Source organism: Zhongshania aliphaticivorans (assembly GCF_902705875.1).
In the GTDB taxonomy this organism is placed as follows: domain Bacteria; phylum Pseudomonadota; class Gammaproteobacteria; order Pseudomonadales; family Spongiibacteraceae; genus Spongiibacter; species Spongiibacter aliphaticivorans_A.
In genome coordinates, this window is sequence record NZ_CACSIK010000001.1 from 613,386 (window position 1) to 639,008 (window position 25,623).

The 25,623-nt window shown below is 46.4% G+C and carries 23 protein-coding genes; 13 read left to right on the forward strand and 10 right to left on the reverse strand.

All coding sequences use genetic code 11. From position 1 onward, the window contains the following. The first annotated feature begins 5 nt into the window (after window positions 1-5). From AELLOGFF_RS02905 to mutT, 8 genes are all read left to right on the forward strand, one after another. Window positions 6-953, forward strand: coding sequence for a D-alanine--D-alanine ligase (locus AELLOGFF_RS02905; protein WP_327785473.1), 948 nt, complete (start codon window positions 6-8; stop codon window positions 951-953). Beyond that, window positions 953-1,735, forward strand: coding sequence for a cell division protein FtsQ/DivIB (locus AELLOGFF_RS02910; RefSeq protein WP_159267257.1), 783 nt, complete (start codon window positions 953-955; stop codon window positions 1,733-1,735). Before AELLOGFF_RS02905 ends, AELLOGFF_RS02910 begins: the two co-directional genes overlap by 1 nt. A gap of 66 nt (window positions 1,736-1,801) precedes the next feature. Further along, window positions 1,802-3,031 (forward strand): cell division protein FtsA, encoded by a 1,230-nt coding sequence (gene ftsA / locus AELLOGFF_RS02915; RefSeq protein ID WP_159267258.1) that lies wholly within the window; start codon window positions 1,802-1,804, stop codon window positions 3,029-3,031. Window positions 3,032-3,091: 60 nt separating this feature from the next. Further along, window positions 3,092-4,249: a cell division protein FtsZ gene (gene ftsZ / locus AELLOGFF_RS02920; RefSeq protein ID WP_159267259.1), complete on the forward strand. Its 1,158-nt coding sequence runs from the start codon at window positions 3,092-3,094 to the stop codon at window positions 4,247-4,249. A 107-nt stretch (window positions 4,250-4,356) separates the two neighbouring features. After that, the gene (gene lpxC / locus AELLOGFF_RS02925; RefSeq protein WP_159267260.1) at window positions 4,357-5,268 is read left to right on the forward strand and encodes a UDP-3-O-acyl-N-acetylglucosamine deacetylase; all 912 of its coding nucleotides are present in this window, start codon (window positions 4,357-4,359) and stop codon (window positions 5,266-5,268) included. 334 nt (window positions 5,269-5,602) lie between these two features. Next, window positions 5,603-8,341 carry a preprotein translocase subunit SecA gene (gene secA / locus AELLOGFF_RS02930; RefSeq protein ID WP_159267261.1) on the forward strand — a complete coding sequence of 913 codons (2,739 nt, stop codon included), beginning with the start codon at window positions 5,603-5,605 and terminating at the stop codon, window positions 8,339-8,341. 13 nt (window positions 8,342-8,354) lie between these two features. Then, the gene (argJ, locus tag AELLOGFF_RS02935; protein ID WP_159267262.1) at window positions 8,355-9,575 is read left to right on the forward strand and encodes a bifunctional glutamate N-acetyltransferase/amino-acid acetyltransferase ArgJ; all 1,221 of its coding nucleotides are present in this window, start codon (window positions 8,355-8,357) and stop codon (window positions 9,573-9,575) included. Further along, a complete protein-coding gene (gene mutT, locus AELLOGFF_RS02940; RefSeq protein ID WP_159267263.1) occupies window positions 9,556-9,981 on the forward strand; it encodes an 8-oxo-dGTP diphosphatase MutT in 426 nt (141 codons plus the stop codon). The genes argJ and mutT overlap by 20 nt, the downstream gene beginning before the upstream one ends. A gap of 20 nt (window positions 9,982-10,001) precedes the next feature. Here mutT and AELLOGFF_RS02945 read toward each other — a convergent pair whose 3' ends face one another. From AELLOGFF_RS02945 to pilB, 5 genes are read right to left on the reverse strand one after another with little or no spacing between them, the layout of a single operon-like run. Beyond that, a complete protein-coding gene (locus AELLOGFF_RS02945) occupies window positions 10,002-10,208 on the reverse strand; it encodes a DNA gyrase inhibitor YacG (protein ID WP_159267264.1) in 207 nt (68 codons plus the stop codon). After that, a complete protein-coding gene (gene coaE, locus AELLOGFF_RS02950) occupies window positions 10,205-10,813 on the reverse strand; it encodes a dephospho-CoA kinase (RefSeq protein WP_159267265.1) in 609 nt (202 codons plus the stop codon). The genes AELLOGFF_RS02945 and coaE overlap by 4 nt, the downstream gene beginning before the upstream one ends. Before the next feature lie 41 nt (window positions 10,814-10,854). Then, a complete protein-coding gene (locus AELLOGFF_RS02955; protein WP_159267266.1) occupies window positions 10,855-11,742 on the reverse strand; it encodes a prepilin peptidase in 888 nt (295 codons plus the stop codon). A 59-nt stretch (window positions 11,743-11,801) separates the two neighbouring features. Beyond that, window positions 11,802-13,016 carry a type II secretion system F family protein gene (locus AELLOGFF_RS02960; RefSeq protein ID WP_159267267.1) on the reverse strand — a complete coding sequence of 405 codons (1,215 nt, stop codon included), beginning with the start codon at window positions 13,014-13,016 and terminating at the stop codon, window positions 11,802-11,804. A 2-nt stretch (window positions 13,017-13,018) separates the two neighbouring features. Continuing rightward, a complete protein-coding gene (pilB, locus tag AELLOGFF_RS02965; RefSeq protein WP_159267268.1) occupies window positions 13,019-14,737 on the reverse strand; it encodes a type IV-A pilus assembly ATPase PilB in 1,719 nt (572 codons plus the stop codon). A gap of 136 nt (window positions 14,738-14,873) precedes the next feature. On the opposite strand from pilB, the gene AELLOGFF_RS02970 reads away from it, so the two are divergent. From AELLOGFF_RS02970 to AELLOGFF_RS02990, 5 genes are all read left to right on the forward strand, one after another. Further along, complete coding sequence (locus AELLOGFF_RS02970; protein WP_159267269.1) at window positions 14,874-15,191, forward strand: hypothetical protein; 318 nt, start codon at window positions 14,874-14,876, stop codon at window positions 15,189-15,191. 2 nt (window positions 15,192-15,193) lie between these two features. Continuing rightward, entirely contained in the window at window positions 15,194-16,141 is a 948-nt protein-coding gene (locus AELLOGFF_RS02975) for an O-antigen ligase family protein (RefSeq protein WP_235035582.1), read from the forward strand. A gap of 297 nt (window positions 16,142-16,438) precedes the next feature. Then, window positions 16,439-16,912 (forward strand): pilin, encoded by a 474-nt coding sequence (locus tag AELLOGFF_RS02980; RefSeq protein WP_159267271.1) that lies wholly within the window; start codon window positions 16,439-16,441, stop codon window positions 16,910-16,912. Window positions 16,913-17,101: 189 nt separating this feature from the next. Beyond that, window positions 17,102-18,970: an LTA synthase family protein gene (locus AELLOGFF_RS02985; RefSeq protein WP_159267272.1), complete on the forward strand. Its 1,869-nt coding sequence runs from the start codon at window positions 17,102-17,104 to the stop codon at window positions 18,968-18,970. A gap of 39 nt (window positions 18,971-19,009) precedes the next feature. Further along, window positions 19,010-20,185: an O-antigen ligase family protein gene (locus tag AELLOGFF_RS02990; RefSeq protein WP_159267273.1), complete on the forward strand. Its 1,176-nt coding sequence runs from the start codon at window positions 19,010-19,012 to the stop codon at window positions 20,183-20,185. Between the two features lie 13 nt (window positions 20,186-20,198). Here AELLOGFF_RS02990 and AELLOGFF_RS02995 read toward each other — a convergent pair whose 3' ends face one another. The 5 genes from AELLOGFF_RS02995 to rsxB are packed head-to-tail and all read right to left on the reverse strand — an operon-like array spanning window position 20,199 to window position 25,623. Continuing rightward, on the reverse strand, window positions 20,199-20,912 hold the full coding sequence (locus AELLOGFF_RS02995; RefSeq protein WP_159267274.1) for an electron transport complex subunit E: 714 nt from the start codon (window positions 20,910-20,912) through the stop codon (window positions 20,199-20,201). Then, window positions 20,909-21,559 carry an electron transport complex subunit RsxG gene (rsxG, locus tag AELLOGFF_RS03000; protein ID WP_159267275.1) on the reverse strand — a complete coding sequence of 217 codons (651 nt, stop codon included), beginning with the start codon at window positions 21,557-21,559 and terminating at the stop codon, window positions 20,909-20,911. Before rsxG ends, AELLOGFF_RS02995 begins: the two co-directional genes overlap by 4 nt. After that, a complete protein-coding gene (gene rsxD, locus AELLOGFF_RS03005; protein WP_159267276.1) occupies window positions 21,556-22,605 on the reverse strand; it encodes an electron transport complex subunit RsxD in 1,050 nt (349 codons plus the stop codon). Before rsxD ends, rsxG begins: the two co-directional genes overlap by 4 nt. Before the next feature lie 28 nt (window positions 22,606-22,633). Further along, the gene (gene rsxC / locus AELLOGFF_RS03010) at window positions 22,634-25,018 is read right to left on the reverse strand and encodes an electron transport complex subunit RsxC (protein WP_159267277.1); all 2,385 of its coding nucleotides are present in this window, start codon (window positions 25,016-25,018) and stop codon (window positions 22,634-22,636) included. Continuing rightward, a complete protein-coding gene (gene rsxB / locus AELLOGFF_RS03015) occupies window positions 25,015-25,623 on the reverse strand; it encodes an electron transport complex subunit RsxB (RefSeq protein WP_159267278.1) in 609 nt (202 codons plus the stop codon). The genes rsxC and rsxB overlap by 4 nt, the downstream gene beginning before the upstream one ends.

The following is a 25,623-nucleotide window of genomic DNA, read 5'->3' on the forward strand; positions in this document are numbered from 1 at the left end:
TACTGATGAGTGAAATGACGATAGCAGATGTGAATCGGTCAATTGGGGGCAAGCTTGCTGTGTTATTTGGTGGACGATCTGCGGAAAGAGAAATTTCCTTAAAAAGCGGAGCAGAAGTTGCAGCAGCGTTTAATCGACTGGGCGTTCCCGTTGAGACAATCGATGTCGCTGATGACGATTGGATGCGGCGCGTCAAATCGAGTTTTTCACAGGTGTTTATTGCCCTGCACGGTCCCGGCGGCGAAGACGGCACCGTTCAGGGCGCACTAGAGTGTCTGGGCGTGAAATACACGGGCAGTGGTGTGTTGGCGTCTGCATTGGCCATGGATAAATATCGTTGCAAGCAGTTGTGGCTAGGTATGGGCTTGTCGACCCCCAAGTTTGTCGAACTAACTGCTGAGAGTGATTGGTCGGCAATAATAGCGGATTTTGGAGGCGTGATTGTTAAGCCGACGTGCGAAGGGTCAAGTATTGGCATGTCACGGGCGGCCACTGCGGAAGAGCTTAAGAGTGCTTGGCAAGAGGCTCAGGCTTACGGTCGAGTATTTGCTGAGCAGTGGGTGGTCGGCAGTGAATACACTGTGGCGATACTGAATGGAAAGGCAATGCCTGCCATTAAGTTAGAAACTGACGCTGAATTCTATGACTTTAATGCCAAGTATTTATCCAATGAAACGCGCTATTTATGCCCATGTGGGCTAAGTACGGAAGACGAGCAGGAGCTGAGTGAGTTGGCGCTCGCAGCATTTAATAGTTTGGCTTGTGAGGGTTGGGGGCGTGTTGACGTGATGCGTGACAGTGCAGGTCGATTTAATTTATTGGAGGTTAATACCGTGCCAGGGATGACTGATCACAGTTTAGTACCCATGGCAGCCAAGCAGGCCGGTTTGAATTTTGATCAATTAGTGCTGGCGATTTTGGCTGGCAGCCTTGCAGATGGTGCTCAGGTCTAATGAGGCAAATAAGCGCCAAGCATAATCGCTTTAAGCGCAGTAGACCGGAGCGCGGTGAGCGTCAACCGGTATCGCGGGAGTGGGGGCGTATTTTTAATCGTCTGTTGTTGGTCGCGGTGACAATGGGTTTTGTTTATGGGGTTGAGCGCTTAAGTAGCCAACTTGAGTCCATTCCTGTTGATAGAGTGGTGTTTGCGGGCGATTTTCGACATGTCAGTCGAGAGGTGTTGATAGACCGAGTAACAAGCCATCTCGCAGTTGGTTATATCGGTTTAGATTTAGAAGGTATTCAGAGTGAATTAGAGCAGGAACCTTGGGTGTATCGCGCCATTGTTGAGCGAGTTTGGCCTAGGGAGCTGAAAATTACGATAGTTGAAGAAACGCCAATCGCGGTCTGGGGCAATGGCGGATTATTGAATCATAGAGGCAAGATTTTTTTGCCGACTAAGCCCTTGAGTGAGGGAGCAAATTTACCGCTGTTGAGCGGCCCAGAAGGTGGGGCAATTGAGATTATGCGCCAGTACCGTTTGATGAGTCAGTTGCTGGGTGATGAAAATTTGATACTACAGCGTCTGCGTATGAATGATCGTGGCGCGTGGACGGCAACCTTGAATGGCGGAACGGTATTAGTGTTGGGGAGACAAGAGCCACTGGAAAAGCTGCGCCGTTTTATGTGGGTATATAAACAGCAATTGGCGGCGAATTTTGATCAGGTGAAAAAAGTAGATACTCGTTACATTAACGGCTTAGCCGTGTCGTGGCATGAATTGGAAGGTAGTTAACGTAAATGGCTAAAGTAAGTGCGTTGCCGGTGCGGAACGGATCGCTAAATGGGGAGAAGCAAAGCAATGGCTAGTTCACACGGAAGCCGGATGATCGTTGGTCTGGATATTGGCACTTCGAAAGTGGTGGCTATCGTTGGTTCGACGAACGAGGACGGTAAGCTGGAAATCGTTGGCATTGGTTCGCATCCATCGCGAGGATTAAAGAAAGGGGTGGTGGTGAACATTGAATCCACCGTTCATTCGATTCAGCGGGCGATTGAAGAAGCTGAGCTGATGGCTGGCTGTGAAATACACAGTGTTTATGTCGGTATAGCGGGCAATCACATTCGCAGCTTAAATTCCCACGGAATCGTTGCGATTCGAGATAGGGAAGTGTTTCAGTTGGATTTAGATCGTGTCATTGATGCGGCGCAGGCGGTGGCCATACCTGCAGATCAGAAAGTGTTGCACATCTTGCCGCAAGAATTTGTGATTGATGAGCAAGAGGGTATTAAAGAGCCGCTTGGGATGTCTGGCGTGCGACTTGAGGCCAAGGTTCATTTGGTGACTTGCGCTGTGAATGCAGTGCAAAACATTGAGAAATGTATCCGGCGCTGTGGTTTAGAGGTTGAGGACGTGATTTTAGAGCAGTTGGCCTCTAGCTACGCGGTTCTGACTGATGATGAAAAAGAATTGGGTGTATGTCTGGTGGATATAGGTGGCGGAACTACCGATATAGCCATCTTTACCGATGGTGCTATCCGTCATACGGGGGTTATTCCGATAGCCGGAGACCAGGTGACCAATGATATTGCGATGGCATTGCGTACCCCAACCCAATATGCCGAAGAGATAAAGATTAAATATGCCTGTGCATTAACGCAGCTTGCCGGCGAAGGTGAAATGATAAAAGTGCCGAGTGTCGGCGACAGAGCACCAAGAGAATTGTCGCGTCAGGCATTAGCTGAAGTGGTGGAGCCGCGTTACGACGAGTTATTCACCTTGATACAGGCAGAATTGCGTCGCAGTGGCTATGAGGATTTGTGTGCTGCGGGCATTGTCCTAACCGGTGGTACATCAAAAATGGAAGGTGTTGTTGAACTGGCAGAGGAGATTTTTCATATGCCAGTACGCATTGGCGTTCCACAAGATGCACGTGGTTTGACGGATATCGTTCGTAACCCGATTTATGCAACTGGAGTTGGGTTGTTGCACTACGGTATTAAGCATCAAGCAGAACACGGCGGCCGAGGACGTGTGCGCAGCGGTGGCTTCTTGGCAAATTTGAAACAGTGGATTCAAAACAATTTTTAACGAAGTGATAGGCGGTCGTGTTGGCAGCGCGATTGAATATGCAAAACGGGAGAGAAAACCATGTTTGAACTAGTAGATAATGTTCCTCAGAACGCAGTAATTAAAGTAGTTGGTGTTGGTGGCGGTGGTGGTAATGCCGTTAAGCACATGATTGCATCCAATGTAGATGGCGTAGATTTTATTTGCGCTAATACGGATGCGCAGGCGCTCACCAATGTGTCTTCAAAAACTGTTTTACAGTTAGGTACAACCATTACCAAGGGCTTGGGTGCGGGTGCCAACCCTGAAATAGGTCGGCAATCTGCGATGGAAGACCGTGATCGCATCGCAGAAGCACTTCAAGGTGCTGATATGGTGTTCATCACCGCAGGTATGGGTGGCGGCACAGGTACGGGTGCTGCACCTGTTGTTGCACAAGTGGCTAAAGAGTTAGGCATTCTGACGGTTGCTGTTGTTACCAAGCCTTTCCCTTTCGAGGGCAAAAAACGCATGGTCGTAGCGTTAGAAGGTATGAAGGAACTGCGTCAGCATGTGGACTCATTGATTACCATTCCAAACGAAAAGTTGCTTCCTGTTTTGGGTAAAAACACCAGTTTGCTGGATGCCTTTAAGGCTGCAAACGATGTATTGTTAGGTGCTGTTCAGGGTATTGCGGATCTCATCATTCGCCCAGGTATGATCAACGTCGACTTTGCCGATGTGCGCACAGTGATGTCTGAGATGGGTATGGCCATGATGGGGAGTGGAATTTCCACTGGCGAAAACCGTGCTCGTGAAGCAGCTGAAGCGGCAATTCGCAGCCCATTACTTGAAGATGTTAATTTGCAAGGGGCGCGCGGAATTTTGGTTAATATTACCGCAGGTTTGGACCTGTCCCTAGGCGAGTTTAACGATGTCGGGGATACTATCGAGGAATTTGCTTCCGAGAACGCAACAGTTGTTGTTGGAACAGTAATAGACCCTGATATGGTTGATGAATTACGTGTTACGGTGGTTGCAACTGGGCTCGATGGTCTTGGGCAAGATGCACCATTAAAAGTTGTAGAGACTCGCCCCGTAGAGGCGCGTGCTGCAGACTACCGTAAGCTGGACCGACCAACGGTGATGCGTAACAGCCAGCAAGCGGCAGTTGCGCGAGATGTGGCTCCAGCGCCAATGGCAGATAAAGATATGGAATATTTAGATATTCCAGCGTTTCTGCGGCGCCAAGCCGATTAAATAGTAGTAGCCGGTACATTAGGGCAAGAGGTGCCAGCGATATATTCGCTAGCACATGGTTAAGTTGTCCCTAATGTCGTTGTCTGGCCCATAGAGTGAGTGTGAATATGATTAAGCAGCGTACCTTACGCAATACTATCCGAGCCACAGGGATTGGTTTGCATACGGGTGAAAAGGTTTATTTGACGTTAAAGCCAGCGCCGGTAGATACCGGTGTGATTTTTCGTCGCACGGATTTAAACCCTGTTGTTGAAATTCATGCGCACGCTGAAAATGTGGGCGATACAACCTTGTCGACAACGTTAATGAATGGCGATGTGCGAGTGTCCACGGTCGAGCATCTATTATCGGCCATGGCAGGTCTAGGTATTGATAATGCCTATGTAGAAGTCAGCTCGTCGGAAGTGCCTATTATGGATGGCAGTGCGGGACCTTTTGTGTTCCTTATTCAGTCTGCCGGGATTGAGGAGCAGAACGCCGCTAAGAAGTTCATTCGTATTAAGCGTCCGGTGACGGTGAAAGATGGCGATAAAGTCGCAAGTTTTCTCCCCTTTGACGGCTTTAAAGTCTCTTTCACAATTGACTTTGATCACCCGGTTTTTAAAGACCGGGTAGGTCACGCAGAGCTGGACTTTTCAAGTACATCGTTTGTAAAAGAAGTAAGTCGAGCGCGAACCTTTGGGTTTATGCACGAAATTGAATATCTCCGCTCCAAAGGTTTGGCGCAGGGTGGCAGTGTTGATAATGCGATTGTGGTTGATGAATACCGTATTCTCAATGAAGACGGTCTTCGCTATGAAGACGAGTTTGTTAAACATAAAGTCTTGGATGCGATTGGCGATCTATACTTGCTAGGTACCAGTTTAATTGGTGAGTTTAAAGCTTTTAAATCTGGGCATGGCCTTAATAATGTCTCGCTTAGAGCATTGATTGAAGATACTGACGCTTGGGAGTGGGTTACCTTTGAAGATCCCTCTGATGCACCGATTAACTACATGGCGCCAGCTGCTGTAGCTTGAGTGTTTGCCCCACCATGCTTAGTCTAGGATCAGTCTAAGCATGGTAATATCCTCTTATCTATGCGATATTGCGCCTCGGCGTAACAGCTATAATTTACTTCCTACCTATGCATAACCAGTGCGAATTTAGACGTAAATTACAGAGAACGTTACGCGGGAATCGTCATCATATTTTCATTCTGACAATGTAGCTTGGTGTGGATTTTGCGGGTGAAGTGACATCTTTGCCCCGTTTGGGTCTTGTTTACGTAGACGCCTGACGTTTGCAAACCTGTTAATTTGCCAACGCCATCAATGATAGGGACATAGTCCCGGGAACAGTAACGAATTCATCATGATAACAGCAGTAGTCAAGAAAGTTTTTGGTAGTAAAAACGACCGCGAACTCAAGCGGATGCGTAAAGTAGTGGCAAAAATCAATGCCCTCGAAGAGGGCTTGAGTGAACTAAATGACGCCACACTTTCTGCGAAAACAGAAGAATTCAAGCAACGTATCAAAGACGGTGAAAGTTTAGATCAGCTTTTACCTGAGGCATTTGCTGTGTGTCGCGAAGCGAGCCGCCGAGTGATGGGGATGCGCCACTTTGATGTGCAACTTATCGGCGGGATAAGCCTCCACGAAGGCACTATTGCGGAAATGCGTACCGGCGAAGGTAAAACCTTGGTTGGCACTTTGGCTGTGTACTTAAATGCGTTGGAAGGCAACGGTGTCTTTGTGGTTACGGTAAATGATTACCTTGCGCAACGTGATGCAAACTGGATGCGGCCGCTATATGAATTTTTGGGCCTGTCGGTGGGTATTATTCGCTCCGGCCAAGAATCAGAGCAAAAGCGTGCTGCTTACCAAGCTGATATTACTTACGGTACCAACAATGAGTTTGGCTTTGACTACTTACGCGACAATATGGCGTTTGCGATTAGTGATCGATATCAGCGAAGTTTAAACTTCGCCATTATTGATGAAGTTGACTCTATTTTGATTGATGAGGCGCGTACCCCCCTCATCATTTCTGGACCGGCCGAAGATAGCTCTAAGCTTTACAAGCAAATTAATCAGTTTATTCCTTCCTTAAAACCCGCAGAGATGGATGAGGCCGGTAAAGCCGCTGATGATGGTCACTATACTGTCGACGAGAAAATGCGTCAGGTAGAGCTTACAGAGCACGGGCATCAATTAGTTGAAGATATGCTTACCCAGGCCAAGTTGCTTGAAGAGGGTGATAGCCTATATGCAGCGGGGAATCTTAATTTACTACACCACGTAAATTCGGCCTTGCGCGCCCATGTTTTATTTCATAATAACGTCGAATACATTATTCAAAATGATCAGATCGTGCTTATTGACGAGCATACTGGCCGTACAATGGCCGGTCGACGTTTGTCAGAAGGGCTGCATCAGGCCATTGAAGCCAAAGAAGGGGTAACGGTACAGGCCGAGAGTCAGACGCTTGCCTCTACAACATTCCAAAACTACTTTCGGCAATTTGAAAAGCTCGCCGGTATGACGGGTACTGCCGATACTGAAGCATTTGAATTTAGACAAATTTACGGTTTGGACGTGGTCGTGATACCCACGAACAAGCCGAGTGCACGTAGAGATTCCAACGATTTAGTTTATTTAACGAAAGAAGAAAAGTACGACGCTATTGCCGAAGATGTGAAAGCGGTGGTCGAGTCCGGTGCGCCAACCCTTGTTGGTACGGCGTCGATTGAAACGTCTGAGGAAATGTCTCAGCGATTTAAAAAGGCGGGCATTGAGCACAAAGTTCTTAACGCTAAATACCACGAGCAAGAGGCGGAGATTATTGCCCAAGCTGGACGTCCTGGGGTAGTTACTATCGCTACCAATATGGCAGGCCGGGGTACAGATATTGTACTTGGTGGCAATGTCGATGTTGAGATTGCGAACCTAGATAACCCCTCTGACGCAATGATTAGCGAGCTACGTGAGGCTTGGAAAATTCGTCACGAGAAAGTGATGCAGGCTGGCGGGCTTCATATTATTGGTACTGAACGACATGAGTCTCGGCGGATTGATAATCAATTGCGTGGTCGTGCCGGGCGTCAGGGTGATCCGGGTGCATCGCGGTTTTATCTGTCCTTAGAAGATAGCTTGATGCGTATTTTTGCCTCGGATCGTGTTCGTGGCATTATGCAGGCGCTAGGTTTAGAAAAGGGCGAGGCAATTGAGCACCGAATGGTTTCAAACGCCATAGAGAAAGCGCAGCGTAAGGTCGAGGGTCGTAACTTCGATATGCGTAAACAACTGCTTGAATATGATGATGTCGCGAATGATCAACGTCAAATCATATACCAGCAACGTAATGAGTTACTGGAAGCGGAAGATATTAGCGACATGCTCAAGGCCATTCGAGCAGATGTGGTTGCTGATGTTATTAGTGAATATATACCGCCACAAACGTTAGAAGAACAATGGGATGTGAGTGGCCTAGAGCACCGTATTGAGGCTGAGTTTGAAGTGTCGTTAACCATTCAAAAGTGGTTGGACGAAGACCGCTCGGTGAATGAATCGGTGATTCAAGAGCGGGTATATACTGCTGTGGATGAAGCCTATGAGGCAAAATGTGCCTTGGTTGGTGCCGACATGCGTAAGATAGAGCGGCATATTTTTCTGCAAGTCTTGGACACCTTGTGGAAAGAGCATTTGGCGACAATGGATCATTTGCGTCACGGTATTCACCTGCGGGCGTTTGCACAGAAAAACCCTAAGCAAGAATACAAGCGTGAAGCCTTTGAGTTATTCCAACAAATGTTGGAGTCACTTAAACATGATGTGGTGCGCTTTCTTTCACATTTACGTTTACAGCAAGACGAGAATGCTGAAGCGTTAGAGCGGCAGCGTCGAGAGGAAGAAGCAAAGCAGGCTATGGAGTTTAGGCACGCCGAGTCTAGTGGTTTGAGCGATGATAGCGAAGATGACGCAGCTGCTGCCCCGGCGGCAGCACAGGTACCAGAAACCTTTGTTCGTGAGTCTCCTAAAGTTGGTCGTAATGAACCATGCCCTTGTGGCTCAGGTAAAAAGTATAAACAATGTTGTGGCAAGTTAGACTGAGTAAGGCACAATCATGGCAGTAGGTTCTGGTGAATTAGGTACCTTGCACCGTGTAGATGGTGTGCGGATTGGTGTGGCCAGCGCGGGAATAAAAAAAACCGGGCGTATTGATACGGTTGTTTTTGAATTAGCAGAGGGCAGTTCTGTTGCTGGGGTCTTTACCTTAAATGCTTTCTGTGCGGCACCAGTTACTCTTGCCAAAAAACATCTAGCGGAAGTATCGCCGCGTTATTTGCTTATCAATACGGGTAATGCAAATGCGGGTACTGGTGAAATCGGCATGATCGATGCGAAGTCATCATGTGCGGCATTAGCGGCAGAAGTGGGAGTTACAGCGGAGCAGATACTTCCTTTTTCTACCGGTGTTATCGGCGAAAAATTACCTGTTGAAAAGTTAATCACGGCATTGCCGGCTGCGGTCGGCGCGCTATCGGATAATGCATGGTCACAAGCCGCTAGTGGTATTATGACCACCGATACGCGGCCAAAGGCTACCTCAAGACAGATAGATATTAACGGTCGTACAATTACGGTGACCGGCATCTCTAAAGGTGCTGGGATGATAAAGCCTAATATGGCTACGATGCTCGGCTATGTTGCGACGGATGCGGCAATAGCGCCCAATATTTTGCAAGAAATGCTCGATGTTGCAGCTGAAGCCTCTTTTAATCGCATCACTATTGACGGTGATACCTCCACCAATGATTCCTGTGTTTTAGTTGCTACCGGTCGCGCCGGTGGGGATGTTTTATCGGTGTCAGAGGGGGCGGTGTTTAATACGCTGCAAAAGGTATTTAATGAGGTGTTTCTTGAGCTGGCTCATGCGATTGTACGAGATGGCGAAGGCGCGACTAAATTTGTTGCCGTTGAAGTTGATGGTGCTAAGGATGTGACCGAAGCACTGAAGGTGGCTTATGCAGTGGCCGAATCTCCGTTGGTTAAAACTGCGCTATTTGCCAGTGACCCGAACTGGGGGCGTATTCTAGCGGCGATTGGGCGTGCTGGTGTTGATTCCTTGGATGTATCGACGTTGACGGTACACCTTGGTGACGTCTTGATTACGGAAAACGGTGGCAGAGCGCAGAGCTATACTGAAGAAGCTGGTGCAGCTGTGATGAAAAATGCAGAAATCGTTATTCGTATTAACCTACATCGTGGTCAACATAAAGAGACAGTGTGGACGACAGATTTCTCTTACGACTACGTAAAAATCAATGCCGAATACCGAAGTTAATCCGTGCGTCCATGTTGCGGTGGGGGTTGTTTTTAATTCGCAAGGGCAGATACTCATTGCACGGCGGCATGAGGGTGCGCATCAAGGTGGACTGTGGGAGTTTCCCGGAGGAAAGGTCGAGCTTGGAGAGTCAGTTTGTGAGGCGCTGCTTCGTGAATTAGATGAAGAGCTCGGGATTAGTATTCATACTGATCGCTGTGTTCAATTAATTGAAATACAGCATAGCTACACCGATAAAGACGTACTGCTAGATGTTTGGCTTGTGTCTGAATTTACTGGCGAGGCTGTCGGTAAAGAAGGCCAGCCATTATGCTGGGTGACCCCAGATAAGCTCTCTGAGTATCAATTTCCCAAGGCCAATGAGGCGATTATTGATGCCATCCTAAACGGCCTAAATGAGAAGTGATGGTCCATTTCTTTAAAACGTTAAATCCCTCTCTCTAAATCATCGCTAAACACGTCTTCCATAGGCTCTCCGGGTATTGCATGCTCTTCATTGGCCCAAGCCACCAAGTCGTTGTTTTTACAATTGGCCGAGCAAAATGGTCTGAAGCTATTTTGCTTATCCCATATCAGTTCGGTTCCGCAATTGGGGCAGGGTACCTTTGATGTTTTCGTGTTGGGCGTATTCATGATGTAGCTCTAGCTAGTTTTAAAAATTGCAGATGCAGGGTGCTTACTTGTCGATCAAGATCGGCAAAGTTTGCCGTATTATCAATAACATCGCTAGCTGCGGCTAGCCGTTCTTCGCGGCTAGCTTGGCTTGCAATAATTCGCTCTACCTGGGCCTGCTCGTTGCTATCGCGACTCATTGTGCGCTCTAATTGGATCTTCACAGGTACATCAACCACAACTAAGCGTTGGCACATTGTCTGCTGCTTGCTCTCTACCAGTAGTGGTGAGACATACATAGCGTAACTGCTACGAATGTCGTTTAGTTGTTTGATTGTTTCTGCTGCGATCAAGGGGTGTAACAAAGCCTCTAGCCAGGTTTTGGCGTCAGGCTGAGAAAAAATTGTCTGTCGGAGCGCCGCTCGATCTAGCTGACCATTGTTAAGTAGCAAATGTTTGCCAAAATGTTGGGCTATGGAGGCTAGTGCTGCTGTGCCGGGTTCTACAACTTGCCTCGATACAATGTCCGCATCTACGATACCGACACCGAGTTTAGCGAAGCGTTCGGAAACGGCAGATTTTCCGCTACCTATGCCGCCTGTTAGGCCTACAATAAAATGACTCATAGTTTGAGTTTAATCAATGAAGTAGTTTCTGTCAGTATGATCTATTTAAACCCTGCGATACCAAGATAAGTCTCGATAATTACATCGCCCCAAAACACGGCAATCCATCCCGCACCTGTTAAATAGGGGCCAAATGGCATAGGGGTTGAGGTAGCGTTACGCTGAGCAACTAAAATAATGCCGCCGAATACTGCGCCGACAAGTGATGATAATAAAATAATCAGTGGCAGATACTGCCAGCCGAGCCACGCACCTAATGCCGCAAGTAATTTAAAGTCGCCATAGCCCATTCCTTCTTTGCCCGTTACTATTTTAAAAAGCCAGAATACGCTCCATAAAATGAGATAGCCGGCCATTGCTCCCCATAGTGCGTCGGCAATGGGAATGTGCTGAAACACACTGTTGTATAAAAGCCCTAGCCACAGAAGCGGGAGGGTAATTTGGTCAGGCAGCAATTGGTGATCAATATCAATTACTGTAAGAACAAGCAACATCCAACTAAAAATTATGATTGCAAATGCGTGGGGTGTTATCCCAATTGCAAATAAAGGAATAATGCTTATTAGAGCCGTGATAACCTCAATAAGAGGATAGCGGATGCTAATACTAGCTTGGCAGTTTGCACAGCGGCCACGAAGTAATAGGTAACTAATAACAGGAAGGTTTTGCCAAATTTTAATGGGTGTTTTGCATGCGGGGCAGTGGGAGTTTGGAAATGCAAGATTGAAACTAGTACTTTCATCACTTTGCGATGGCGTTGATCCATGCTCTGCTAGTAAGTATTCACATTCCTGCAGCCAATTTGCTTCCATCATTTTTGGGAGTCGATAAATGACAACATTGAAAAAGCTGCCCATCATTAAACCAAGTACTCCCACGAGGCTTATGGTGAGGATTGGGGCATTGGCAAAAGCCTCAAATAAAGTCATAACATTCTCAGAGTGGTGAATACATTGGTGAGCCGCTCATGAAGTGAGCGGCGGTCTTCTTACATTGCAGAGCCAAGCATAAAGATTGGAAGATACATGGCGATCATCAAACCGCCCACAAGTACCCCTAATATCGACATAATAAAGGGTTCTAACAGGGCGGTAAGTGTATCCACCGCATTATCGACGGCCTCTTCAAAATGGGTAGCCACTTTGTCTAGCATGTCATCTAGGGAGCCAGATTCTTCACCAATCGACACCATTTGAAGGAGCATACTAGGGAATAAATTAGTGAATTTAATGGAGGAATAGAGTGTTTGACCGGTAGTGACATCGTCGCGAATTTGCAGAATCGCTTTAGTGTACACGGCGTTACCCGCTGCACCTGCGACAGAGTTCAGAGCATCTACTAGAGGGACACCTGCGCCAAAGGTGGTTGCCAATGTTCTAGAAAATCGTGCGATGACGGAGTTAAACACAATATCGCCAACGACAGGTATTTTGAGCATAACCTTATCAACCCCATCGGAGAACGGTTTCGATTTTTCTCTAGCGGTTTTAAAGGAAAAGCCAGCAACGACAAAAATGCCCAACAATATATACCAATTGGCTTGCATCCATTCTGACATTGAGACTACTAGTTTTGTGAACGCCGGTAAGTCGGAGCCAAAGCTTTCGAAGGTAATAGCAAATTGAGGTACAACTTTTATGAGCAAAATGCTGGTAACAATAGCGGCTACGACCAGTACCGCAATAGGGTAAGTAAGTGCTTTTTTAATTTTGGCTTTTAATGCTTCAGTTTTTTCTTTGTAGGTGGCCACTCGGTCCAGCATCACTTCTAAGGTACCCGATTGTTCACCTGAAGCAATTAAACTACAAAATAGCTCATCGAAATATTTTGGGTGTTTGGCGCAGGCAGGGGCAAAGCCACCGCCCGAAGCCACCTCATTTTTAATATCAATGACGAGCTCTTGCATTGTCGGGTTTTCTACACCCTCGGCGACTATATCGAAACTTTGAACCAAAGGAACACCGGCTTTAAGCATGGTGGCCATCTGCCTTGTGAATATGGCGATATCGGCAGGTTTAATCGGCTTTCTGTTGCTAAACAGAGGTTTGGGTTTTTTCTTGACGTTTTTGGCCGCAATACCTTGTTTGCGAAGGTGTGCTTTAACTAAGGCGCTGGATCCGGCGCTTAACTCCCCGCGGGTTTTACGCCCTTGTTTGTCTACGCCATGCCAGACAAAAACCTGAGTTTTTGATGTTGTCGCCATTATTAATCCTTGGTCACACGGTTTACTTCTTCAAGGCTGGTCACGCCCTGGGCACATTTTTTGAGTGCGGACTGGCGTAAATTCGGAAAGCCCTCTTTTTGCGCTTGAGCTGCAATTTCTAGAGAATTACCATTTTCCATAATAATACGGGAAATATCTGCTGTAATGCGAACCACTTCGTAAATCCCAACTCGTCCTTTATAACCGTTATTGCAGCGGTCACAGCCTACAGGGTGCATTATAGTGGCAGTTTCGAGCTGTGCTTCGCTAAACCCTTCGTCTAGCAGCGTTTGCTTGGGTACATCCAGTGGTACTGCGCATTCTTTGCATAACCGCCGCGCTAGGCGCTGGGCAATAATTAAGCTGACAGACGTGGCAACGTTAAAGGCAGGCACCCCCATGTTCAACAATCGAGTTAATGTTTCTGGTGCACTGTTAGTGTGGAGCGTTGATAAAACAAGGTGACCGGTTTGTGCGGCTTTAATACCAATTTCAGCGGTTTCAAGGTCACGAATCTCACCAACCATGATGATGTCAGGGTCTTGGCGAAGAAAGGAGCGCAGTGCTTCAGGGAAGCCAAGGCCAACCTTGGCATTAACGTGCACCTGATTAATCCCTTCAAGGTTTATCTCGACGGGGTCTTCCGCAGTAGAGATATTTCTCTCAGGGGTGTTCAAAATGTTCAAGCCGGTGTAGAGCGAAACCGTTTTACCCGAGCCAGTGGGGCCTGTAACCAGAATCATGCCTTGCGGTTGATTCAAGGCTTTCATATACATTTCTTTTTGTTCGGGTTCATAGCCAAGGGCATCAATCCCCATTTGTGCTGAACTCGGGTCAAGAATCCGTAGCACCACTTTTTCACCCCAAAGAGTGGGCAGGGTATTTACCCGAAAATCGATGGCACGAGTTTTGGATAATTTCATCTTAATTCGGCCATCTTGAGGGATGCGCCGTTCAGAAATATCCATCTGTGACATAACTTTCAAACGTGCTGCTAGCCTATAGCCCAAAGATGCTGGGGGGCGAGCTACTTCTTGTAAAATTCCGTCGGTACGAAAGCGAACGCGGTATATTTTTTCATAAGGCTCAAAGTGAATATCCGATGCGCCGCCACGTATTGCGTCTAACAGTACTTTATTGACGAATTTAACTACGGGGGCTTCATCGGCACCACTGAGATCAACGTCACTGCCTCCGTCTTCATCTACGGTTTCAATGTCAAGGTTCTCAAGGCTGACATCATCCATGTCACCAAGGCTGTCAGAGAGCGACTCTTCTTGGGAGGAGAGGTATTTTTCAATGGCGGAGTTGAGCGCAGCGTCTTCAACAATAATAGGCTCAGTAGTTAAGCCGGTGTGGAATTTGATCTGGTCAAGTGCGTGAATGTTTGTTGGGTCAGCCATGCCAATAAACAAGCGTTTACCCCGTTTCCACAGCGGTAGAGTTTTATGCAGCTTGATGAGCTTGTTATCAATGATTTTTTGCGGCGCTAGTTCAGTTGTATAAGCACGCAGATCAATAAATGGAATACCAAACTCATCGGCAGCAATTTCAGCAATATGAATACCGTCTGCAAGCTGTTTATCTACAATGTAGGAAACGAGGCTTATTTTGCCTTTCTGTGCGGCTTCCTGGGCTTTACGCACTGTGTCTTCGTCTAGTATTTCATCGTATACCAGTCGTCTTGCCAGGCCATTTAAAGGAGTTGCAGAGCTATTCATGTGCCGCCTGTGTAAAATCTGTTTGGTGTTATGGGTTGATGCAAGCCGTATTACTTGATTGTAGTTTAAATCCCAAGCCTAATCGACTTACCAGTCTAGCGGTAAACATGAATAAGAAGTAGTAGGCGGTTTATTGGTGTTCAAATTGCTTACTTTGTTAGCTCAGAAAATACAGGCCAGCAATATTGTGGCTGAATCTCTTACCGATTTTGAAGGTTTTAATATGCAAATAGCTTCTACGAGAACAGTATTTGGTTTGGATGCGACACGCCCTGAATCAATCCTGTTTCTACTGTTGCTAGCAATTTTATTAAGTGTATCGATTACAACAGGGACATGGGATTTAGGATATTCACGTATTGTCATGTTCCATGAGTTGGTGTTTTCGGGCGTTTGTTTGGTGTTTGTGGGCTTAAACCCTTTGTCGCCATTATCAAAGCTAGGCCCGTTGTGAGCATGCTGCTCGCCGCGTGGTTGGTTAGTATTACGTTTTCGCTGTTTCTCTCACCTTATAATTTGGCTTATATCAGCATTGGTCGAGCGCGTTATTACGAGACAATCAGCCATATCATGTTTTTTGTCTGTATGTTGGTTTATTTAAAGCGTTATCAGCCTCCCTTGCGCTGGGTATTTTGTTTGTTGTTATTTAGCAATGCCTTTGTAGTGGTGCAGGCCATTATGGTTTGGCATTTTAGTCCAGAGGTTGATATTCACACATCTAGCGCATGGTTTAGCCGCTTTCCTTTTGTTGGGCATGCACGTCACGCCGGGTACAATATGATGGTTGCAGTGGTTGCAGTGGTTGCAGTGGTTGCAGTGGTTGCAGTGGTTGCCGGCGTATTTTTGTTACTGAGCGAAGCACGAGTGAAAGGACTAGTCGCTATCGCTTTGGGCTTGTTTTTAGTGACATCGTGCCTATTTTGGTTGGGCGGCCGGGGTTCAATGCTGTCCTTAGTGCTGACCTTTGCTGGTGTTGCTTTCATCGTCAGAACAAAGCTCGTACTGAATACTCGATTGACTTTAATAATGCTAACGGTTGTGATTCTGGCGATTGCCGCGGCACACTTTTCAGCAGCGTTTCGTTGGAATGGTATTTTGAACTCCATTGAGCGATCTGTCGCAGCAGAAAATGTTAATAGGTTGTCGTCTGGACGGCTTTCTATTTGGTTGTATTCCCTGGAAGCTATCCGCAATGAATGGCTTTTTGGGCTGGGGTCTCAGGGGTATTTGTTTATTCCTGAAAAATTGCGAAGAACAAGTATGCCGCATAATGTCATAGTGCAGTTTCTTGTTGAGTGGGGTGTGGCAGTCACGGTGCTTTTTTTATCGGCCTTAAGCAGGGCGTTTCGCGGCTGCGCTCGTCAGTTTTATCTTTCAATGCTGAGGTATTGTCTGCTTCAGTGATAGTGATTGCGCTTGCATTTCATGGGCTAACCGACGGTACGTTCTATCACGGCAAAGCGAGTTTTTATATGGCGCTATGTTTTGCTATTTGGTTGGGTGGCTCTTTTGCAGGGAGTGACGAAAAGTGTCACTTGCTGCCTAAACACGGTAGTTAAGTATGGCGAAATTAGTCACTTAGGCCGAAAATCGGTATTTTTAGGCCCAAATAAGGCTGGCATGGTAAATGCTCTACTAACCGTGATTGAAAAAAATATTCAGTGACTCATCACTTTATTAGCTGTTCTTTTGGAGCGTATTATGAAGCAAGTACAACAAGGTTTTACATTGATCGAACTGATGATCGTTATTGCGATTATCGGTATTTTGGCTGCAGTTGCGTTACCGGCTTATCAGGATTACACCGTTCGCGCGAAGATGTCTGAAGTCGTTTTGGCCGGTTCTGCGTGTCGTACAACTATTTCGGAAGTTTACCAAACTGCGAATAGTGGGACTGAGCCAGGTGCATTGGGCTGGGGTTGTGAATCGTCTACAGCTACATCAAAGTATGTTGCTAAAGTTGAGACAAATGATGACGGCGTAGTGATTGTAACTACCCAGGGCTTTGGTGATGAACTAATCGATGAGAAAACGATAGAGCTAATACCTACAGATGCAGCGGGAGTCGAATTAGAAGTGGGTAATATTCCTACTCAAGTTGGTGGTTGGATCTGCGGGCCTGGCGCCAGCGAACCGGTTCCTGCTAAATACCTTCCAGGTTCATGCCGAGGGTAAGCTAATTGACTCGCTAATAAATGTTTGATTTTATTGGCTAGTATTAGAATAAAAAGGGAGCTTAGGCTCCCTTTTTATTTATTTTATGGGTGATATATACGCTTGATTAATTTTTAGTACGGTATATATCAAAAAGCACCCTTTTTAAGGGTGCTTTTTTTTGATTAATATTAAGACTGAGTAGAGTGAATGCGACGAATTTCTCCAATTATATTTCTAGTGCTCATGGAGATAGTATTCCTTGGTATGTCGTATTTCGGCAAGTTAAATCCACACCCATCAGGATTGTTAAGTAGCTTTTACGTTTTGTGTTTTGTGCTGTTTTCATGTGGCTTTGCGGGGTATTGGGGGAGGGCTGCGTTTCGCGTTGTAGTTAGTCTGGCGTGGTTTATACAGTTTGTGCTGACTGTCTCTAACTGGTGGTATTTTCAATATTTTCAATCCTATTTCAACTACGAGGCATTGCAGTTAGGCGCTGATTCAATTGCAAGTTTTCGGGCCATCTCGGTGTTTGACAATAAGGCAAATGCGGTCACTTTAACATTGCTATCAATGTTTTTTCTGGTTTGTGCTGTTCGCAGTTCTTCTATTGAAAGAGTCAAGCCAAGAACATCAATCTTGTTGTGTTGCTTCGGTCTTATTGGGGCTGCAATAAGCGGTTCTATATTGTCGATATCATTTGATCGGTATCGAGAATTAAACATATTTAGTCTTGCTCCTTCTTATATCAGCCCAGTTCACGCCTTTTTTGTCTCGACCAGTATCGCCAGTGAGTCACCTAAAACGGCAATAGGGTATGAAGAGTTTACGGAAATGAATCGCGGTTTAGCGATCGACCGTAAACTGAAAGATTACAATGTGATTGTTATTGTGCTCGAGTCAATGCGAGCATCTTTAATTGGTCATTATAACGGTGGACGCACAGTTACTCCCAATTTTGATAAATTTGCTCGCGAAAATACAGTTGCAACAACATTTTATGCGAACTCAAATTATACAGTGAAGGGAGAAACCGCAATTTTTTGTGGCATCTTTGATCATAATAGTAAGCCACCTATTTCTAAATACGCTGATGAAATAAAAAACCTCACCTGTCTTCCGCATATTCTTGAAAAGAAAGGGTATAAGTCTATTTACTTTCATGGGAATAGAGCTGAGTTTTATAGTCGTGACAAGTATATGAAGGCGGTTGGCTTTGAAGAATTGCAGTTTTTTGATCAGGCCCGACGAAAATCATTAGATATGTCCGAGATTGGTTGGGGTGTTGCTGATGAGGCTATGTATGATTACATGATGACTAAGTTGCTTAACGAGGCTGAACGGCCTTTTTTTGCTAGTGTGACAACTTTGAGTAGCCACTATCCTTTCGATTGGGAATGGAATATTGAGTTTCCTAACTTGGGTGTGGATGCCCAAGAGAATGCTATGTATTCAAATTACAATAAAGCAGTCTATTACGAAGATTATGCTTTTGGTAAATTTTGGGATGCTTTTAGACAATCTAAGCTTTATAAAAATACTATTGTTGTTGTCACTGCGGATCATGGTATTTGGTCGTTTTCAGATAATAAAGCTCTAAGTTTAGTTGAGCAGAACGAGCAATTTTTTCGTATGCCATTAATGATTTACTCTCCTAACCTGACTTCTCCTCGGCATATAAATCAAGTGAGCTCGCAGATTGATATTCCTCCTACAGTTTTAAGCTTATTAGGTATTAACGAGGAGGAATCGGCGTTTATAGGAAAGGATATATTTGTGGATGTTGAGAAGCCGTGGTCGATTTCAATGAAAAGTGGAGAGCTTTCCGTGCGAGTTAATGACACTATCTGTTCAACAAGTACAGGAGAGTGTGGCGGTGTACATCAAGAATGTACTGCTAGAAATTACGGTGAAATATTATTGCATGAAGTCTCTGATATTCAGCGTTGTATTCGTGTGGAACGTGACCTGCTTAAGGGTGGTGATTATTCCAACGTTGAGGATGGTAGGGAGCTAGTGGGGAAAGGCTTGTCTATTATTCGGCGTCACAACAAGCATGTCTTTGGTGAGGGGGAGTAAGTTTTGTTTAGTGAATATTTGCTAAAGTGTCGTTTTTATATGGCCACACTTCTTCTTTTTGTTGTTGTTTGTTTTCCTGTTCTTGCAACACTGAGCTTTAATTCTGTCGAAGTAAATTTCTTTTTTTCTGTTGTTCAGTTATTTTTTTGCTTGTTCTTAGCGCCTGAGGTATTGCGAGAGTCTTATTCGGCGTATAAACATTCGATAGTTTTTCGTGTTTGTCTTCTGCTAATGATTGTTATGGTTATGGGGTGGTTTTACTTATATATCCCTTTTTATGGAATTTATCGATCATTATTATACTTAATTCAAATACCCTTCTTCTTTTCAGTACTGGCATGGTTTCGTGTTCATGGAAGCAGGGGCTTGCAACAAATTTATTATGNAAAGCTGATAGTAGTGCTGCTAGCAATTTTGTATATGGCTTATATGTATTGGCAGCAAGATATCGAGTTGTGGAGGAAATCCGTGAAAGGGCGCCCTCCCATTTATAGGCACATTCGACACTTTAATTATGATCTTGCTTTATTGATTGGGTTGTCTGCTTGGTTGATTGTAAAGGATAGATTTAAGCCTTCACTTGTCGTTGTTTTGTTTTTTTTATTTGGATTTTTGACATTTTGGTCTGGTGCTCGTGGCCAAATGTTATCACTTGGCGTGTTTTTGGGGTTGTTGATGTTATCGCCTCATAGGGTGTTTTTTTATAAGAAGCTACGTGTTGCTGGTGTCGCTTTCCTTTGTGGAGCCATTGTATTGTTGATGAGTGGCGAAACGCATATGCTCTTATCATCGATGGTGAGGTCGGTTGAGCTAGAGAGTCTTAGAGCAGTAACGTCGAATAGAACAGTTATTTGGCTACAAACATTACCTTATGTAAATGAATCATGGTTGTTTGGATATGGGCCAGAGGCTTTTCTTCGGCTCAAGGTAAGAATGGGAGGGATTGTTCAGCCCCATAATTTTGTAGTTCAATTCTTACTGGAATTTGGTGTTGTAGGTAGCTTTGGGGTGATGATTATGCTGCTATCAAGTTTCCGAATTTATATTACATCTATTCTAACTAAGCGATTGATGGCAGCGGGTTTATTGGGTGCATTTTTAATATCACAGTTTGTTTTTGCTTTGGTCGATGGGATTTTTTATCACATTGTGCCGCTTACAATGTACTTAATAATCGCTGCATATTTGTATCAGTTAACGACTGATTGTGATTGATTGCATGCCGACATTAACTAATATTCCCTGTCACCCGAACGCGTCTACTCGTTGGCGCAACCTTTTCGGTCTTAGTGGCTTCACGGTTTTTGATGCCGGTGTCGATGATGTTTTTCAGCGCGATGATCAAGCCAGTGAAGATGAAGGCGCCGGGTGGGAGTATGGCTACAAGGACGGCGGTGTAGTCGTCTACTAAAACTATCCTCCAGTGTTTGGCCGCTTCACCAAAGAGAAGGTCCATATTGGCGAAGATAGCGCCGGTGCCGATCACTTCTCTGATGGCGCCTAGTAATATTAATATGACCGCGAAGCCGACACCCATGATGAAGCCGTCATACATGGCGGGCAAAACTTTGTTTTTACAGGCGAAAGCGTCAGCACGACCAAGAATAACGCAGTTGGTGGTAATCAGTGGCAGAAAAATGCCGAGGATTTGGAATAATTCGTAGGCGAATGCCTGCATAAGAAGCTCTATGCAGGTTACTGCGGCGGCTATGATCATAACAAAGGCTGGCAGCCGTATTGCGTCTGAGGCGAAGCTTCGGATCATGGATACCGCGGTGTTAGACACTGTCAGTACTAGCATGGTGGCTATGCCCATGCCGATGGCATTGATGACCGAGCCGGTAACGGCCAGCAAGGGACAAAGTCCTAATAGTTGGACAATGGCCGGGTTGTTTTTCCATAACCCGTTTAGTGATATGTCGCGGTAGCTGATGTCACTCATTGCTGGCTTCTCGCTGCTGTGGTTTTACTTTTAGCGCTGATTACTAGGTAATTAGCGTCATAGTATTGTAGAGCTTTATGGACGGCTTGTGTGACAGCTCTTGGGGTTATGGTCGCGCCGGTAAATTGGTCAAATATGCCGCGATCTTTTTTTACAGTCCATTTTGGGTCGCTTGGGTTATTTAAGCTTTTACCCACGAAGCCGTCTACCCACTGGCTTTTTTTGTAGTCCACTTGGTCGCCTAAACCTGGGGTTTCTCGGTGAGAAAGTACCCGCACACCAGAAATGGTTCCGTTTTGTCTTATACCCACAATCATGTCGATATCGCCGGTGTAGCCGTCACGGGCTGTGGCGGGGAGAATCGCGCCGACAAATTCACCCTCCATGGTTGCACGGTAGAGTTTTTTAGTTTCGCGCAGCCCTAGCAGGTCGTGATCATCGACGGTAATGGCGTCGTCTAGCATCGCGTTATCATGCTCAGACTTTGGGAATATTTCTAATAAAGCACGTTCTTCAGCGTGTCGAATATTGTCTTGGATCAGGCCGCGTGTTGAGAGATAGGTGCCAGCGATAACACCGGTCGTCACTATGGCGAAAAGACCGAGCAGTAAACCATTTTTGGTGATGGATTGGCCGAGGATATTCATGACTGCCCTCCCTGCCGGTCTTTTAGCTTGTGGCCATAGGTTCTGGGTTGAGTGTAATGATCAATAAAAGGGGCGGCAAAATTCATTAATAAGACTGAAAATGCCACGGCGTCTGGGTAGTTTCCCCAAGCTCGAATGATGTAAACCAATAAGCCAATTACGGCACCGTAAATAATGCGCCCTCGGTTTGAGACCGCAGATGTAACAGGATCGGTCACAATAAAGAAAGCTCCCAGCATTGTGCCGCCACTAAGTAAATGGAACAGCGGAGAGCCGCCGGAGGCTGAGCTGCCACCGTCGTAAAATAGGGCGGACATCAGGGTCAGTGAAGCCAACATGCTTACAGGAGCATGCCAAGTAAAAACACGACGATAGAGTAAGTAGAGGCCGCCCAGTAAAAAACCGATATTTACCCATTCCCAGCCAATCCCAGAGAGCTGACCAAACTGCGGGGACGCTTGCCATAAGTCTTTTATCAGTAAGGCATCATTTTGTTTAAGCACATCGAGGGGCGTAGCCATTGTGATGGCGTCAATGGTGTCGCGGCCAAAGCCAAAACAATAGCGTAAGGCATCGATAGGCCCCAAAAGGTTGCCGGCAAAGCTGCCTTGTGGCGCTAGCCATGTTGTCATTTGGACTGGGAATGAAATCAGCAACATTACGTAGGCCGCCATGGCGGGGTTAAATGGGTTGTAGCCCATACCGCCATAGAGTTGTTTGCAGATTAAAATTGCAAAGCCCGTACCGATCATAATTAGCCAGAACGGAGAGCCGGGTGGTAGGGCGATACCTAATAAAAATGCCGTTACCAGTGCGCTGTAGTCATTAAGGTAAAATGCCAGAGGGCGCTTGCGAAGTTTAAGTGCGATGGCTTCAAAGGTCAGTGCCGTGATACTCGCCCAAAGCACATTAATGATGCTTCCAAAACCGAAAAACCAAGTTAGAGAAAATAGGCCGGGAAGGGTAGCCAATAGCACCAAGCGCATGACCCTTGCGGTGCTCATTGGGCCGTGGGCGTGAGGTGAGCTGACTTTTAAAAATCCCATAGTCTTGTTTCTACTCGTTTGGTCGGGTTTAACTCAGCTGCTGCTGAGCGGTGTCTAATTTTTCTTCGAGCTTTGCTAGTGAATCGGCGAGTATCTCGGCCTTGTCGTCATTGTTTGCGCGCGCGGTATCGAGCTTTTCTTGGGTGCGAGCAATTCGGTTTTCCAAAGATGTAATATTTTGTTTCAGTTTGTCTGTGTCGCTCATTGTTGCCTGAGCGTCGCGTGCGGCTTTGGCGCGCTCAATGGCTGCCTGAACTGGGTCGTTGACCTCTGGGGCGGATTCCTCGGGTGCTGAGCCTTCTGGTGTAAGGGCGGCCAGTTTATCTTGATGATCACGTAATTCCTTTTTAGCCGCATCCAGCTTGGCTTGGGTTTTATCTACCCCTGTGGTGAAGGCGGCAATATTTTCGTCACCTTGTTCTTGCGCCATGCTCAATTTTTGTTGGGCCGAGGCTAAGCGTTTTGTGATGCTGGCAACCGTGTTTTGCAGTCGAGTTGTTTTGTCGGCATCACTTTCTTCCGCACTGTTGCCGGCGCGTTTTGCTAGTGCGCGGGCAATTGCTGCTTGGGCTGGATCAGCGGAATCGGTCGCTATTTCTTGTTTCGGCTTATTTAGGCTGGCTTGGTGTTCTGCCAGTTCTTTTTGAATGTTGGTGAGCTTTTCTTCTGTTTTGCTCACTGCGGTTGCAAAAGCGTCGGCGTTATCACTTTGCTGCTCTTGGGCTAATGTGAGTTTTTCTTTGGCTGCGGCTAAACGTTTCTCTGCGCTGGCTAATAATTTTTGTAAGCGTTCGGTTTTTTGTTCTGGTGTTTCTTCTTCGGCATTGCCGTCTCGTTTTGCTTGGGCGCGTGCGATGGCGGCTTGGGCGGGGTCGACGGTTTGGGCTTTTTTCGCTTTGTTGCGCTCAATGGCTGCTTGTATCACATCTGATTTATTTGCATCCGTAAGCGTATTTGCGGCGGCCGCCGCTTTCGCTTTGGCGGCTTCCATTCGCGCTGTGCGGCGAGCTTCTTTTTCGGCGGCTTCTTGTTCTAGTCTCGCGGTGCGCGCCTCAAAACGTTCTTTTGAGCGTTCAGCTTTGATTTTGTCTTGCTGAGCTTGTCGAATTTCAGCTTTTGAGGCTCGGTAATATTGCACCAAGGGGATGTTGCTAGGGCAGACATAGGAGCAGGCGCCGCATTCAATGCAGTCAAATAGTTGGTGGTCCTCTAATTTCTCATGCTCTTGAGCACGAGAAAACCAGTACATTTGTTGTGGCAGCAAGCTTACCGGGCAAGCTTCAGCGCACATGCCGCAGCGAATACAGGCTTGTGCTGGTGGCGGTGGCGGGAGTTCGGCCACTGTTGGTGCAAGTACACAGTTACTAGTTTTGACAATAGGCACGGCGGTGTCTTGCAGGGTGTAGCCCATCATTGGCCCACCCATGATTAAACGAATGCAGTCGTTTTTCTGGAAGTCGCTTTTATCTAATAAATATTGGACGGGTGTGCCTAGTAACACCTCATAGTTTTGTGGTTGTTGACAGGCATTGCCGGTCACTGTGGTTATTCTTGATATTAATGGCTCACCAAACTGAATAGCGCGGTAAATTGCCGTGGCTGTGCCTATATTTTGACAAACAATACCGACATCTGAGGGGAGGCCGCCAGAGGGTACTTCTTTGCCGGTTAAAATTTGAATAAGCTGCTTTTCGCCGCCTGAGGGATATTTGGTCGGAAACACGACAATATCTATGCCTGTTCCTTCAGCGGCTTTTTTTAGCGCTGTTATGCCCTCAGGTTTGTTGTCTTCAACGCCAATGATAGTTTCTTTATTGGGCTTAATAATGTGACGTAGAATTTGAGCGCCGGCGATAATCTCCGCAGCGCGTTCACGCATCAGAATATCGTCAGCAGTTATATAGGGTTCGCATTCAGTGCCATTGAGGATCAGTGTTTCGATTGGTTTGTCGTCGCGGGTACTGAGTTTTACCGCTGAGGGAAAGCCTGCGCCGCCCATGCCGGCAATGCCAGCTTGTCTAATTCGGTCAACCAATTCTAGCTTGCTTAGCGCGGTGTAATCTTCGATACCTTGATGGTCTGCCCATTCATCCTGGCCGTCAGTGTCGATGATTATACAGTTCGCACTCATTCCTGAGGGGTGTGGAATAACATGGGATGTTATTGCTGCAATAACACCTGATGTTGGTGCATGAACCGGTGCGCTCACAAAACCTTTGGCCTCGGCTACCATCTGGCCTTTTAGTACGCGATCACCCACTTTTACAATGGGGCTGGCAGGTGCGCCAATGTGCTGGGCGAGGGGTAAAATAAGCTGGGCTGGAATACCCGCATTTGCGATTGGATTTTGCAGCGACTGGGTTTTGTTTTCTGCTGGATGAATGCCGCCGTGAATATCCCATATCTGTCTCATATTACAGCTCCACTTGGTGTGTGGGTGCTGCGGTCTGACGCAATAAGGTCTTCGGGTGAGCTGGGCTTGTCCCAGTGCCAGGTTTGCAGGCTAGTTTCAATGGGGCGCATATCAATACAGTCTACCGGGCAGGGTTCTACGCAGAGATCACATCCGGTGCATTCACTGGCAATGACTGTGTGCATGTGTTTTGCGGAACCGAGTATGGCGTCAACAGGGCAGGCTTGAATACATTTTGTACAGCCGATGCATTCCGCTTCGCGAATAAATGCGACCGATGGTACGGCTTCTTCTGCAGCATCTAATGGCTTGGCTTCTACCCCTAATAAGTCAGCTAGGGCCGCAATGGTCGCCTCGCCACCTGGTGGACATTTGTTGATGTCGTCACCGTCGGCAATTGCTTGGGCATAGGGACGGCAACCAGGGTAACCGCATTGACCGCATTGGGTTTGAGGCAACATTGACTCAATTTGGTCGGCAATAGGGTCGCCTTCAGTTTTGAATTTCACAGCAGCAAAGCCGAGTAGGGCACCAAATACGAGGCCTAGTCCTACAAGTGCCAAAAGTGAGGCTAAAAATGGGTTTTGCGCAATAAGTTCGATCAT

Coding starts and splice junctions, on each gene's coding strand:
- AELLOGFF_RS02910 (WP_159267257.1), top strand. CDS start 953: ATGAGGCAAATAAGCGCCAAGCATAATCGCTTTAAGCGCAGTAGACCG.
- AELLOGFF_RS02960 (WP_159267267.1), bottom strand. CDS start 13,016: ATGGCGACAACATCAAAAACTCAGGTTTTTGTCTGGCATGGCGTAGAC.
- mutT (WP_159267263.1), top strand. CDS start 9,556: ATGCCGAATACCGAAGTTAATCCGTGCGTCCATGTTGCGGTGGGGGTT.
- lpxC (WP_159267260.1), top strand. CDS start 4,357: ATGATTAAGCAGCGTACCTTACGCAATACTATCCGAGCCACAGGGATT.
- argJ (WP_159267262.1), top strand. CDS start 8,355: ATGGCAGTAGGTTCTGGTGAATTAGGTACCTTGCACCGTGTAGATGGT.
- AELLOGFF_RS02905 (WP_327785473.1), top strand. CDS start 6: ATGAGTGAAATGACGATAGCAGATGTGAATCGGTCAATTGGGGGCAAG.
- rsxB (WP_159267278.1), bottom strand. CDS start 25,623: ATGATCGAACTTATTGCGCAAAACCCATTTTTAGCCTCACTTTTGGCA.
- AELLOGFF_RS02975 (WP_235035582.1), top strand. CDS start 15,194: ATGCTGCTCGCCGCGTGGTTGGTTAGTATTACGTTTTCGCTGTTTCTC.
- rsxC (WP_159267277.1), bottom strand. CDS start 25,018: ATGAGACAGATATGGGATATTCACGGCGGCATTCATCCAGCAGAAAAC.
- AELLOGFF_RS02945 (WP_159267264.1), bottom strand. CDS start 10,208: ATGAATACGCCCAACACGAAAACATCAAAGGTACCCTGCCCCAATTGC.
- AELLOGFF_RS02985 (WP_159267272.1), top strand. CDS start 17,102: ATGCGACGAATTTCTCCAATTATATTTCTAGTGCTCATGGAGATAGTA.
- AELLOGFF_RS02980 (WP_159267271.1), top strand. CDS start 16,439: ATGAAGCAAGTACAACAAGGTTTTACATTGATCGAACTGATGATCGTT.
- AELLOGFF_RS02995 (WP_159267274.1), bottom strand. CDS start 20,912: ATGAGTGACATCAGCTACCGCGACATATCACTAAACGGGTTATGGAAA.
- AELLOGFF_RS02955 (WP_159267266.1), bottom strand. CDS start 11,742: ATGACTTTATTTGAGGCTTTTGCCAATGCCCCAATCCTCACCATAAGC.
- secA (WP_159267261.1), top strand. CDS start 5,603: ATGATAACAGCAGTAGTCAAGAAAGTTTTTGGTAGTAAAAACGACCGC.
- ftsA (WP_159267258.1), top strand. CDS start 1,802: ATGGCTAGTTCACACGGAAGCCGGATGATCGTTGGTCTGGATATTGGC.
- ftsZ (WP_159267259.1), top strand. CDS start 3,092: ATGTTTGAACTAGTAGATAATGTTCCTCAGAACGCAGTAATTAAAGTA.
- rsxG (WP_159267275.1), bottom strand. CDS start 21,559: ATGAATATCCTCGGCCAATCCATCACCAAAAATGGTTTACTGCTCGGT.
- rsxD (WP_159267276.1), bottom strand. CDS start 22,605: ATGGGATTTTTAAAAGTCAGCTCACCTCACGCCCACGGCCCAATGAGC.
- coaE (WP_159267265.1), bottom strand. CDS start 10,813: ATGAGTCATTTTATTGTAGGCCTAACAGGCGGCATAGGTAGCGGAAAA.
- pilB (WP_159267268.1), bottom strand. CDS start 14,737: ATGAATAGCTCTGCAACTCCTTTAAATGGCCTGGCAAGACGACTGGTA.